General features: G+C 38.5%; 19 protein-coding genes. All 19 read left to right on the forward strand.

The window, feature by feature from the left end; translation table 11 throughout:
- Positions 1 to 449: 449 nt before the first annotated feature.
- A complete protein-coding gene (locus tag I2F89_RS08145) occupies positions 450 to 629 on the forward strand; it encodes a hypothetical protein (RefSeq protein WP_071866029.1) in 180 nt (59 codons plus the stop codon).
- Entirely contained in the window at positions 629 to 871 is a 243-nt protein-coding gene (locus I2F89_RS08150; RefSeq protein ID WP_071866030.1) for a hypothetical protein, read from the forward strand. The genes I2F89_RS08145 and I2F89_RS08150 overlap by 1 nt, the downstream gene beginning before the upstream one ends.
- Entirely contained in the window at positions 861 to 2132 is a 1272-nt protein-coding gene (locus I2F89_RS08155; protein ID WP_195514165.1) for a site-specific DNA-methyltransferase, read from the forward strand. Before I2F89_RS08150 ends, I2F89_RS08155 begins: the two co-directional genes overlap by 11 nt.
- 137 nt (positions 2133 to 2269) lie before the next feature.
- Positions 2270 to 2476 (forward strand): hypothetical protein, encoded by a 207-nt coding sequence (locus tag I2F89_RS08160; protein ID WP_195514166.1) that lies wholly within the window; start codon positions 2270 to 2272, stop codon positions 2474 to 2476.
- A 34-nt stretch (positions 2477 to 2510) separates the two neighbouring features.
- Positions 2511 to 3134, forward strand: a complete 624-nt coding sequence (locus I2F89_RS08165; RefSeq protein WP_195514167.1) for a hypothetical protein — start codon at positions 2511 to 2513, stop codon at positions 3132 to 3134.
- 46 nt (positions 3135 to 3180) lie between these two features.
- Positions 3181 to 4077, forward strand: a complete 897-nt coding sequence (terS, locus tag I2F89_RS08170) for a phage terminase small subunit (protein WP_195514168.1) — start codon at positions 3181 to 3183, stop codon at positions 4075 to 4077.
- Positions 4052 to 5347, forward strand: coding sequence for a PBSX family phage terminase large subunit (locus tag I2F89_RS08175; RefSeq protein ID WP_195514169.1), 1296 nt, complete (start codon positions 4052 to 4054; stop codon positions 5345 to 5347). Before terS ends, I2F89_RS08175 begins: the two co-directional genes overlap by 26 nt.
- Positions 5348 to 5361: 14 nt before the next feature.
- Positions 5362 to 6900 (forward strand): phage portal protein, encoded by a 1539-nt coding sequence (locus tag I2F89_RS08180; RefSeq protein WP_195514170.1) that lies wholly within the window; start codon positions 5362 to 5364, stop codon positions 6898 to 6900.
- A gap of 4 nt (positions 6901 to 6904) precedes the next feature.
- A complete protein-coding gene (locus tag I2F89_RS08185; protein WP_195514171.1) occupies positions 6905 to 8053 on the forward strand; it encodes a phage minor capsid protein in 1149 nt (382 codons plus the stop codon).
- Positions 8054 to 8286: 233 nt separating this feature from the next.
- Positions 8287 to 8877 (forward strand): phage scaffolding protein, encoded by a 591-nt coding sequence (locus I2F89_RS08190; RefSeq protein WP_010733985.1) that lies wholly within the window; start codon positions 8287 to 8289, stop codon positions 8875 to 8877.
- Positions 8878 to 8890: 13 nt separating this feature from the next.
- Positions 8891 to 9778, forward strand: a complete 888-nt coding sequence (locus I2F89_RS08195; protein WP_010733986.1) for a hypothetical protein — start codon at positions 8891 to 8893, stop codon at positions 9776 to 9778.
- On the forward strand, positions 9775 to 9939 hold the full coding sequence (locus tag I2F89_RS08200) for a HeH/LEM domain-containing protein (protein WP_100495009.1): 165 nt from the start codon (positions 9775 to 9777) through the stop codon (positions 9937 to 9939). The genes I2F89_RS08195 and I2F89_RS08200 overlap by 4 nt, the downstream gene beginning before the upstream one ends.
- 31 nt (positions 9940 to 9970) lie before the next feature.
- Positions 9971 to 10426 carry a hypothetical protein gene (locus I2F89_RS08205; protein WP_137073000.1) on the forward strand — a complete coding sequence of 152 codons (456 nt, stop codon included), beginning with the start codon at positions 9971 to 9973 and terminating at the stop codon, positions 10424 to 10426.
- Positions 10423 to 10764 carry a putative minor capsid protein gene (locus tag I2F89_RS08210; protein ID WP_229078078.1) on the forward strand — a complete coding sequence of 114 codons (342 nt, stop codon included), beginning with the start codon at positions 10423 to 10425 and terminating at the stop codon, positions 10762 to 10764. Before I2F89_RS08205 ends, I2F89_RS08210 begins: the two co-directional genes overlap by 4 nt.
- Positions 10764 to 11126: a minor capsid protein gene (locus tag I2F89_RS08215; RefSeq protein WP_010733990.1), complete on the forward strand. Its 363-nt coding sequence runs from the start codon at positions 10764 to 10766 to the stop codon at positions 11124 to 11126. Before I2F89_RS08210 ends, I2F89_RS08215 begins: the two co-directional genes overlap by 1 nt.
- Positions 11126 to 11503 (forward strand): minor capsid protein, encoded by a 378-nt coding sequence (locus I2F89_RS08220; protein ID WP_010733991.1) that lies wholly within the window; start codon positions 11126 to 11128, stop codon positions 11501 to 11503. The genes I2F89_RS08215 and I2F89_RS08220 overlap by 1 nt, the downstream gene beginning before the upstream one ends.
- A gap of 10 nt (positions 11504 to 11513) precedes the next feature.
- On the forward strand, positions 11514 to 11990 hold the full coding sequence (locus I2F89_RS08225; protein WP_010733992.1) for a phage tail tube protein: 477 nt from the start codon (positions 11514 to 11516) through the stop codon (positions 11988 to 11990).
- Positions 11945 to 12106: a HeH/LEM domain-containing protein gene (locus tag I2F89_RS15760; RefSeq protein ID WP_080637949.1), complete on the forward strand. Its 162-nt coding sequence runs from the start codon at positions 11945 to 11947 to the stop codon at positions 12104 to 12106. Before I2F89_RS08225 ends, I2F89_RS15760 begins: the two co-directional genes overlap by 46 nt.
- A gap of 27 nt (positions 12107 to 12133) precedes the next feature.
- Positions 12134 to 12595 (forward strand): hypothetical protein, encoded by a 462-nt coding sequence (locus I2F89_RS08235; protein WP_195514172.1) that lies wholly within the window; start codon positions 12134 to 12136, stop codon positions 12593 to 12595.
- Positions 12596 to 12601 lie beyond the last annotated feature (6 nt).

Below are 12601 nucleotides of genomic sequence, written 5' to 3' on the forward strand. Positions count from 1 at the left end.
AATGATTAGAAGGGACAAGGTAAAGACTCGTAAGCAATACAAGCTACATTTTTTTACAACATTTGATCAAAGTGTATTGTCTAGGGAGGACTGTTTACACAAGTCTGTCACTTAGAATGTATGAGATAAACTTGGATGTTACAGAGTCTTGCTACCAATATCTTAGGAGGGAATTATGAAAACGAGGCAAATAATTTGGAGAAAGATTACACGCTAATCCAAGATGCGTCAGAGGCCAATAATCAAATTATATCAAAAAAGCCTATACTAGTTTCCGCTAGTATAGGCAAATGACTATAGTAAAAAACAGTTTACAAAAAACGAGCATTAATGTCTAGTGAAATCATTATTGCCCATTTATAAGAAAATCAAACACACTTCTCTGTGTAGTTACATAAGATCGCTCGTTGAGAGGTCTTTTTTATTTTGTCTTAAGGAGGAATGAACTCATGAAACAATACACTGATAAAGATTTTGAGGAAATGAAACAATTAAAGAAGGGCTTTGAAGAAGTTGGTCAAGGTCAAGTATTTACGATTGGAACTATTCAACGTAGATTACGTGTTGGAAAGGAACGAGCTACTGCTCTTTACAATGATTTGATCTCAGATAGAGAGAAGGCCACGTGATGAGAAACTACTGGTACGTATCACTATCTAATAGGTATCCACAGCCGAATGAAGGTGATCTAGTTAGAGTCGTCCAGTCAGTTCAGATCAAAAAGAAATACTCCATTGTAGAAATGACCAGAGAAGCGACACCGAAAGAAATTGACAAATATAATCTTCGATACTGTGGATATGGCTACTTTAATGAATCACATATTGAAGAAAATATTAACAAGAATTCGAGGGATACAAATGCAAATTGAAGTAATGAAGTTACAGGACTTAAAGCCTGCTGATTATAATCCAAGAATTAAGTTAGAACCTGGTATGGCCGAATACGAGAAATTAAAACAGTCCATTTTGGAATTCGGCTTTGTTGATCCACCTATTTTTAACAAACGAACAGGAAATCTCGTAGGCGGTCATCAACGGGTTGCTGTGGCTAAAGATTTGGGCCTATACGAAGAGATAGACGTATCTGTCGTTGATTTACCACTTGATAAGGAAAAAGCTCTTAATGTGGCTCTCAATAAGATTACTGGGCATTGGGATGATGAAAAGCTTTCTGTTTTGTTGAAAGAATTAGAAAATGAAACCATTGTTTTAACAGGGTTTGAATCGGAAGAAGTAGAAGAATTACTTACTGCGTTTGAGTATAAAGAAGATACCGAAAAGCCTGTAATAGAAGATGGATTCGAAGTGAATGAATTTATAGAAAATCATTCTGATCCTAGAACTAAATATGGTCAACTATGGAAGCTGGGTAAGCATTATTTATTATGTGGCGATGCTACGAAAGCGAGCGACGTCGAAAGATTGCTACAAGGTAAAAAAGCGAATTTAGTTGTCACTGACCCACCATATAATGTAGCGGTGAAATCTGATAATAAAGAATTAAACGAATCTGGACGAGATAAAATTATGAATGACGATATGAGTGATGAAGATTTTGATCAATTTTTAATGTTTGTATTCCAAAACTATGCTAATGCCATGGAAGACAACTCGGCAATTTATGTCTTTCATGGATCTTCTTATCAGCGAGAATTTGAAAATAGCATGAATGCCGCAGGAATTATAGTTCGGTCGCAGTGTATTTGGGTTAAAAATAATGCAACATTTGGTTGGAGTCAGTATCGTTGGCAACATGAACCAGTTTTTTATGCACATAAGGAAAGATATGCACCTACGTGGTACGGAGATAGGAAACAGACAACGGTTTGGCAAGACGACTTACTAGAAGATTTACCAGCAACCATTTGGAGAGTTCCCAAAGATGATGTGAATGCATATTATCATCCGACGCAAAAGCCATTATCACTTATTGCTATACCAGTAAAAAATAGTTCTAAAAGACAAGATATCGTTTTAGATTTGTTTGGTGGCTCTGGTAGTACATTAATGACCTGCGATCAGTTAGAACGTATTTGTTATACTCTCGAATTAGATCCTCTATTTTGTGATGTAATTATTGAAAGATGGGAACGAGCAACAGGCAACGAAGCAATTTTAGTTTCAGAATAAAAAAGAAGCCGAGTGCGCTAACACTCGACTACTTCAACAAGGACCGTAAGCCCCCGAAGACACAGAAACCACACGCGCGTGCTTTCTAGACAGTTCTGTGTCTTTTAGCATTCTAACAAATGCGGGGGGCTTACACAATGGAAAACGAAAACTTTGATTTAGATTATGAGATTGAAAAGGCAATGGAGAAAGCAGAGTCCATTCAAGAATATAAAAAGATCATTCGTGTCGCTTTGGGGAAATGGTTGAAAAATCTCCAATCAGGACAAATCAAGTTGGATAAAGTTTCCGATTTAAAAATATTAATTGAAGCTGATCTTATGTTGAAAGATATCGATAGTTAGTAGATAATTAAAATAAAACTAACGGAGGTATGAAATGTTATCAAATATTTTCATTGATTCAAATGGAGGGATTATTTGGTCAGGTGTTTCAGCTACTGTTTCGGCTGTATCTGCTTTTTTTGTGTTTGTAGGTGTGATTATGAATGTATGCATACAAAAGAAAATCGCTAAACAGCAAATAGATGCTAATTTGAAAGCAAAAGCAAGAATAGAGTGGATTACACAAGTCCGTGTCCAATCTGCTGATTTTATTACAAATTGTTTACTGTATCTAGAGTATTCACCTAAAAGAATTGTCGGAAAGCCGACAAATGTTAGAGTGGAAAATATAGAAAGTAATACTGTAACTATAACTGCAGACGTCGAACCTGATGAGGAAGTTTTATCTCATTATGATGATGTAGTAGATGCTAAAGAAAAAGAAAAAATCAGGGTTCAATTGAACAATGCTGCAAATCTTTTAATGATTTATTTTGGTCCAGATAAAGATGGAGAGAATGAAAAGATTGTGGAATTTATAAATGAAATTTTAAAGAAGGTAAATAGTGGGAATTTTTACAAAGATGATACCAGAAGTAGTGACCTTATTATTGAATTTCGAGATGAGATAAGAAAATATCTAAAGCAAGAATGGAATGTTGCTAAAGAAGGGAAATAGAAAAACAAAACTCAACCTAATCAGATTGTGAGGTGGTGTATATTGAATGGCAAGAAAGCGTGATCCAAGACGTGATGAAGCTTTCGAATTGTTTAAAAAGTCTAATGGAACAATAACTAACCGAGAAATTTCTGCAAAGTTATCTGTCCCAGAAAAAACTATTTCAGCATGGAAATCACGTGACAAATGGAATGAAGTACTGCAAAAAGATGAATGTAGTACTTCAAATAATCATTGTAGTACTGCAAATAAAGGTGGCGCACCTATCGGTAACCAGAATGCCATAGGGAATAAAGGGAATAGCAGAGCATCGCCGCCATCAGGTAATAAGAACGCTTTGAAAACTGGCGAATATGAAACAATATTCTTTGATACGTTAAGTGATGATGAGAAGGACATCTATTCAAGTTTGGATGATGATCCTTCTTTTGTTTTGTCTGAAGAAATACGGTTACTGAAGATTAGGCAGCTACGAATGATGAAAAGAATCAAAAAAGCCGAAGAAGGGCTAAATGAGGAAGAAGTTGAGCGACTACAACAGCTAAGAAAAATAAAAACTCCCATAGAAAAAGATGGCAAAAAGCTAGAAATCAAACGTGAAGCAATGCAAGATATCCAAGTAAGTAGAAAAGTATACCGTAAAATTGATGATATTCTTTCAATTGAAGATTCGCTAACTCGGATTAGTAACCAGTTGACAAAATCGATTAAACAACTAAATGAATTATCTCTATTAGGAGGAAAAGTTGTATTAATGGAAGAGCAGAAACGGAAGCTAGCCTTTGAAGCGGATATTCTCGAACATAAAGTCTCTAAACTTATTCTGAAACAAGGTGAGCAAAATAAAGTACAGGGCCTTATCGATATCGGTCAATCGCTTATTGGCCCAATAAAGAAAGATGAGGAGAGTGATGCAGATGAGCCGGTTGAAACTATCGACTAAGCAACAAGAGAATATTTTCCAATCGCTCAAGGGAATTCGGATGGAATTGAACGAGGGAACGATTCGTTCGGGAAAAACGATGTCAGATGCACAAAAGATGGCGCTGATCTATGCAGGACATCCCGACACCAATCATCTTGTACTTGCTTACAACCAAGAACAAGCTTACAGAATGTTTATGGATTGTGAAGGATTCGGACTGGAACATATCTTTGCCAGCTGTGCTGAGATTCGACACGATGAGCATGGGGATCATTTATGGATCAATCTTCCAGAGGGAGAAAAGCGGATCTATTATAAAGGCGGCGGAAAAGTAAATGCTGTCGGCGCTATCACTGGTATGTCATTTGGAACTGTCACTTTTTTGGAATTCAATCTGCTTAACAAAGCGGTCATAGAGGAGGCTTTTCGTCGGACTAAAGCTTCTAGTTTTCGTTATCATCTCGCTGAACAGAATCCGCCAGCACCAAATCATCCGAACCTAGAAACTCTTAAACCTTTTATAGAAACTGGGTCTTTTAAGTTTCGTCATTGGCGACCACAAGATAATCCTATTTTAACGAAACAAGCTTTGAAAGAATGGGAAGCGGAATGTAAAGTCTCCGAGTATCTTTACAAACGAGATTGGCTAGGTGACCGTGTGATGCCTGAGGGTGTGATCTATTCAATGTTTAATGAAGATATCCATATGACAAAAGAAATTATAGGCAAGTCTGTAGAAGCGTTCTTTAGTGCAGACGGCGGACAAAGTGATGCTACTACCTGTTCCTTAAATCTCGTTACATGGAAAGACGGAAAGTATAATCTCTATCGAATGGCCAACTTCTATCATAGTGGTGCCGACACGGGTGTCACGAAAGCGATGAGTGAGTATGCCAAGGAAATTAAGCAGTTTAAAGAATGGTGTTATAAAGAGTGGTCATGGCTGCCTAAGCATTCAAAATTCTTTGTCGATCCAGCCTGTAAGTCATTGAGTGAGGAATTACGTGTGTTAGGAATCGTCACAACAAAAGCAGATAACAACTCAAAAGACAAAGTAACCAGCAATGGCACTAAAATTGAAATAGGTATCGAACGTATGCAAAGCGCCTTTTCAAAAGGACGCTTTTTTCTTTACGATCATGATGGCAAGTATGGTCACTATCATTTCATCAAAGAATTAGGAATGTACGTTCGGAATGATTCTGGCTACCCAGTGGATAAAAACAACCATGCATTAGATGAATGTCGTTATGCGATTAATTACTTTACGAAACGCTATGTTCTTTAGCAGGAGGTGATCAGGTGTCATTTTGGCAAGCAATAAAAAGAGTTTTTGGACAGGGGGCGGTTGCGATAGGAGCGAAAAAAGAGCTACAAAGTATTTTAGATCATCCAAAGATTCAAATGAGTCGTGAAGAATATGATCGTATTCAAAACAGCTTGCTTTATTACCAAGGGTACATGCATTGTAATTCTGATCAGAGAGCAAAGGCGAATATCAATATGGCCCGCAAGGTTGCTTCTGAATATGCGAAGGTAATGTTCAATGAACAGGCAGAAATCACGATCGGAAAAGACGATAAATCAAAAAAATATGATGAAGCTAGCGCTTGGATAGAGTCTGTGTTTCAACATAATGACTTCAAGCGTAATCTCAGTAAGTATCTTGAACCAGCAATGGCTCTTGGTGGATTAGTTGTGCGACCTTATTTCAATGATCAATCAGGACAAGTGGAATTTTCATGGGCGCTCCCGGATGCCTTCTTTCCATTGGAAAGTAGTACAAATAAGATCAGTCAGTGTGCAATGGCATTTAAAACGATCAAAACCCAAGGGAACAAAACGTTCTATTATACCTTGTTAGAATTCCATGAGTGGATCGATGGTGAGTATTGGGTCTCTATGGAACTATACGAAAGTGAAAAATCTAATGTGTTGGGGATGCAAGTATCTTTAAACACATTAAAGCAGTACGAAGAGTTTGAGGCGGCTGTTCATGGTGAAGAAATTGAACGTCCAATCTTCTCTTATTTTAAGACAGCAGGTTTTAACAATATCAACCCATACTCACCACTTGGTGTTGGTGTGTACGATAACTGTAAACGAACACTTGATCGATTAAACAAAGCACTTGATGCGTTCGATCATGAAATTGACGTAGGAAAGAGAAGAGCGGCCTTTCCTGAATCTATGCTAAGTGGAATTCCTGACAAGGGAACAGGCGAAACGAAATTAACCTTTGATAAAGATGATGACTTCTATGTCATTGTTCCTGGTACGAACCCTGATGAATTTAAAATTACTGATTTAACTCATGATATTCGAACAGAACAATACATCGGAGCAATTAATCATCGCTTGCGACTTCTAGAAATGGAAGTGGGGCTGTCGACTGGTACGTTCGTTTTCGATGGTGCCGGGGTACGTACGACGAATAAGACGGCAACTGAGGTAATCAGCGAGAACTCGCAAACGTATCAATCAAGGAACCAACAAACAACCGAATTAGAGGAATTCATTCGGGATGTTGTACTAGCGTTGTGTGAGTTAGGGCGGGCCACAGAAGTTGATGGGAAACCACTATTTAGTGGTGAATCTCCAAATCGTGAAGAGATCGGTGTGAACTTTGATGATGGCATCTTCTTAGATAAAAAGTCAGAATCTGATTATTATCGTGAACTGAAAAATGATGGGCTGATTCCCGGATGGTTAACTTTAGCCAAAATAATGAAGTTGCCTGAAAGTAAGGCAAAAGATCTTTACCGACAAGCGCAATTAGATATAGTTGATGAGACTACTGGTAAAATACGAGATTCTGGATACGAAGACTTCGAGGAGTGATTGAATGGCCATTACACCCAACCAGCTAGATATTGAGGCTTCTTACATTCAAGATGCTTATATGGCGATGGAAGATGAGATCATGAGGATGCTTGTCCGCCAGTTAAACAAGCCAACGAGAACACCGCTCACAGAAGATAATGTGCTTCGATGGAAGCTTGAAAAGATGCAGCAATTAAATTTGTTGAATCAACAATCTTTGCAGCAAGTGGTCAATGAAACAAGTCATTATTCTTATGATCAGTTACGTAAAATCATCGTGGATATGGGATTTGAGGTCGTTTCAGATCTCGACAAGAATTTGGCTAAGCAAACCGGAAAAGAATCGCCACCACGAACGGAGATCGACAATGTGATGGAGTCATATTTCAATCAGCAATGGCGAGAGCTCGACAATCATGTCAATCAAACGCTGATCGACACTAATTATCCGAATAATCCACTGGCTAAGATGTATCAACAAGTTTTAAACGATACTGTAGCCAAAATCATTGGCGGCACTAAAACGCCACAACAGGCGCTTAGAGAGTCGATCTATGCGATGGTGGAAAAAGGGGTGATGACGACCTTTGTCGACAAGGCAGGGCGTGAATGGAGCCTTGAGCGGTACGTTCGGATGGTTTTAAAAGCAACCACTCACCGTGTTTATCAAGATCTGCGACTTAAGCGAGGCTTAGAGCATGGCATCGTCACTGCTTTAATGAGTAGCCATGTGGCTGCACGACCACACTGTGCCCATATTCAAGGTGGATGGGTATTGCTTGTCCGTAAAGAGGATGCGCCGGAAGAATTACGGCACATTCCATCGATCTATGATCATGGATACGGTGAGCCTGACGGAACCCAAGGTATTAATTGTCGACATCGATTGTACATCCAAATCTATGATCCGGATCTTGATATTCACATGAAGCAGTATGATCCAAAGCAAGCGATTGACAATGCAGACTTGGTTGCCAAGCAACGACGCATGGAAGTCGCTATTCGTCGTGCCAAGCGGCAGTTGAACGGAGCAACGACAATGGACAACAAAGAAGATGTTCTGCACTTCAAACAACTGGTCAGACGACGTCAAGCAGCACTGCGTACTTTTATCAATGAGCATGATCAATTGTTACGTCGGGATTATTCGAAAGAGCAAGTGTATTCATAGAAGGAGAAAGTATGGTGGAGGATTAAAGCAAATTGAGCTTATCTGAAATCTTACTAACATTTTATGAAATTGGTCTTGCTTTGAAGTTTGAGGATTTTGGTTTGTTTAGTCTAGCTTGCTAGGCTTTTATTTTGTCCTGAATATGACATTAAACTGTTCATCTACCGAGTGAGCGGTATAACTCACACTCTAAACTGGTACCAACCAGAATAAAAAGGAACGGAGAATGAATCATGGAATGGATCAAAGAAATTTTATCAAAACACGTCGGAGAGGATGGGAAGTTTGATCTAGACGGAGCGACAAAAGAAATAAAATCAGAATTTCCGAAAAATGCTGTGCCTAAAGCTGATTTTAACGATAAGTCTCAAAAGCTAAAAACTGCAAACGAAGATTTAACCGCCGCAAATGCGCTTGTTGAGCAGTTGAAAGCATCAAACAGTGGAAATGAAGATCTGCAAAAACAAATTGATGACTATAAAAATCAGTTAGAAACCGTAACCGCTGAAAGACTAGCAGATCGTAAGAACGCTGCGATCGAATTAGCTTTAACACAAGCTGGAGCTAAGAACATTACAGCTGTGAAAGCTTTGTTGAAGGCAGATGAATTGGAAATGACTGACGAAGGAGTCAAGGGATTAGATGATAAAGTAGCCTCACTGAAAAAAGATGAAGGCTATTTGTTTCAATCAAGCGATCCTGCACCACAGCCAAAGAAAAAGCAGTTTGTGGCTGCTGGTAATACAGGTGGTGGTGAGCCACCTAAAGAAAAAAGCTGGAAAGATAATCTAGCAGAGAATATTGCAAGAACAAAAAATAATTAGGAGAGTGGTTTAAATGCCAGTAATTTTAGACAGTAAGGATTTAGCGAAAATCGACAAGGAATTTGCAGCTGAGTCGCAAGTATGGGAAGTATTGACACAAGGCGCAAAAGATATTACAGAAGCTGATTTTGTGGGGACTCATGAAGTTCGTGTAAATGAAATGCAAGGATTTACTGCTGCCGATTATAAGCGAAATAAAGAAAATGAACGGAACAATATATCAGTTGAGAAGTCAACTTTAAAATTGGAAAAGGAACGTTGGATGGGCTACGACATGGATCGCTTAGATCAATCGGAAAATGCAGCCTATCAAGTAGGTGCTGTCATTGAAGAGCACACTCGATTGGTTACGATTCCTGAGAAAGATCAAACCGCTGTTGCTCGTTTGCTTGAAGCTGGATTTGATACTTCTGATAAGATTTACAAAGGAAAAACGGTCAAACAAACAATCACTAAATCTAATATTTTAGATAGCTTCGACGATGCTGAAGCGTACATGACTGACACAGAAGTCATTGGTCAGTTTGTGGCATTTATGTCTAGTGATGCCTACAAAGCATTGAAGAATGCAGATGGCGTTTCTAAAACTTTTACCACCAACACTGTTCAATTTAACGGTATCGATCGTCGTGTCGAGATGCTTGATGGCACGAACATCATCATCCAAAAGGTTGCTAAAAATCGGTTGCAGGTCGATGAAGACAAGCATATTAATTTCATTATGACGCCTATTACCGTTGCTAAGCCAATCGAGAAGTACAATACGATTGATTTGGTCCCTGCTGACCAGGATCGTGGCGGTTACCGTGACACCATCAAAGGGTTGGATTATTACGATTGCTTGGTACTTAAGAAAGCACGTCCAGCAATCTATATCTCTTATGATGACCCAAAAGCATGACCCCGGAAGAACCGGGGAAGTCTGGGGTAGAAGGTAAATCATTTGTCATCGATGACATGAAAGTTGATGAGCTTAGAGCTGAGTTAGATCGTCTTGGCTTTGAGTATCCATCTACTGCCAAGAAACCAGAATTAATTGAGCTGTTAAAAGAGAGTGAATAACCACTCTCTTTTTTCATGGAGGTGAAAAACCATGGAACGAATAAGACGTAAGCCGTTGAACGAAAGCTTTGACGATCAGGAGAGCATCGAGCCATGTGGCTACCTGTCTCTTAAAGAGTACAAGCGACTCGTGGATCGTGACACGGAACTGACCGAAAAAGATTTCCGGAAGCTTCTGAGAAAAGCCAGTGCATTGTTGGACATCCAAACGAGACGTTTTTATCAGCGGAATGATCTCGAGTCAGATATTCCGATGCGGCGCAATGCCTTTAAGTTGGCTATTGCCTATCAAATCGAGTACATGCATGAAGTAGATGCCACTACCACGTTTGGCATGCAAGAGCCTGACAGTTGGTCCATCGGACGGATGAGTGTTTCTAAAAGCAAAGGTGTTTCGTCATCGACAAACGAAGTATCCCTGCTTTCTGGGGACGCTATGCTGCAGTTATCTGGCACAGGGCTGTTATATCGTGGGGTGAGTCGATGAGAATGCGAATGCCACCTAAACGTTTTTTCCCTCATGCGATGATCTATCGCAAGAAAAACGGAATGGGTCCACGAGGTGAGCCGATTTTTGAGGATGATTTAGCCATTGAGCATGTCCGCTTTGACGACACAGTCAAATTTGAGCCAAGGGATATTGATGGGAAAGTACAAACGCCAAATGCATTGATTTCTATGGTGAAAAAATACACTGGACCATTACCGGAGTTTTCAGTTGCAGATCAAATTGAAATCTTTGGCGAACAATACACAATCACAAAAATCGTTCCGTTGCTTGCTGATTCTCCTGAACCATTCGCTTATGAATTGGAGGTGGTTTAATGGGAGCATCTGTAAGAATTGATTTAAGTCGAGCAAAAATAAAATTAAGTCATTCATCTATACAAAATGGACGGCACGAAATGGCAAATAAAGCTCATTTAGATATGAATGAAAGATTTGTTCCTATGAGGAGCCAACACTTGAGAGATATGTCTTTTGTTGAAAGTAATGGAGAAAAGATTACTTGGAATGCTCGATATGCTTTGGCTCATTATCACGGAGGGTTTACAAATAAGTTTGGAACACAGGTAATATTTTCTAATTATACTACACCGGGAACTGGCCCATATTGGGATAAAGAAGCAAAATCTATATTTATGTCTAGTTGGTTAGAAGCATTCAAGAGGGGAGCGAATTGGTAATGGATTTTATTGATCAGTTGCTAGAAGTATCGAACCAAGTACCAGTACCAGTCCGTATTCACTCTTTAGATAAAGACGAGTCGATGCGTCTAACCGCATTACCTGGAGGTAAAACGGTCGAAACTTTTATGGATGGATCAAAACAAAAAGAACTAAATTATGAATTTGTCTATAAAACAAAATGTGAAAATGCAGATCGGATAATGATTGAACTAGGTGAGTTACTAGAAGAACAAGAAGATATTCCATCTAGTAACAATAGTTATCAATTTGTTGGAATAACTATTGTAGATGAACCTTTTTTTACAGGTTATGACGACAAAAAATTTCTGTATTATCGATTAGCAATCAAAGCAACATTATATTTTGATAAATAGGAGGAATATTATGAAACGAAAAAAAATTGCGCTAATTGGATTTGAAATTCAAAAATTGAAAGATGGAAAAATTACTGAAGATGGTTGGGTTCGTTTAAAAAAAATCAAGAGTGTCTCTGATGCCTCACAAGAAGAAGTTGACGATGGAGACGGTTTCTTTGATGGGTCAGGAGAACCAGAGCAAACGATCACCTCTCATCGACTAGGCTATAGTTTTACGGGTGAATACTTTGAGGGTGATGAAGCATCCGAATTAATTGATGAAATGATTGGTTTATTTGGAGATGATCGGAAAATTGGTTTTCGAGTAACAGATGATCGAGATAATCCCAAAAAGAAAAGGGAAGGAATTGCAACTTTATCAAGTCCTCAAACGAAAACTGGAGGGGCTACTGAATTTGGTAATATTGAATTTACTGTTCTATATGATACTACACCTAAATGGGAACCTTATTCAAAGCAGACAGCCCAGAGCCAGAAGAACTGAAAGCTACTGGGCTAACTATTCCAGAATTAAAACAAACACTTGATAGTAAAAATATAGAATACCCGTCAAATGCTAAAAAAGACGAACTAACTAAAATATTGGGGGAGGCTTTATAGCCTTCTCTTTTTTATATGGAGGTAATTATGAAACAAACACTTGATATCGATATTGAACTCTCTGGCTTTCCAGTAGGATTTACAAATCCAATTACTGGTGAGCGTGTTGAAATCTGGTTTGATAGCTCATTGGAAAATTTAAAACGAATTATTGTAGAAGAAAACTATGAGGAATTCGAAATATACGAACAAAAACTTAAAGAAGATTCTATCCACGAAACTAATGTTGAAACAGTCATAGAACATGCTAAAGGGACTCTTGAATATCAATATGATTTTTTCTTTGGTAAAGGAACATTTAAAAAATTATATGAGTGTGTACCAGATTTTGATGCACTTGAACGTGCTTATGAACCAACTATCAAAGCTATTGGTAAAAAAGTCGAACAACAAGAAAAGAAAAGACAAAAGGATAGAGAGCTTGCTGCAAAAAAGTTAACCAAAGAGTTTCAGAAAAAGAAAAAGCAAAAAGTAGCAAATAAAAAGTAGGTGGTG

Source organism: Enterococcus sp. 1001283B150225_161107_E12, from assembly GCF_015556925.1.
GTDB classification, from domain to species: Bacteria; Bacillota; Bacilli; order Lactobacillales; family Enterococcaceae; genus Enterococcus_B; species Enterococcus_B mundtii.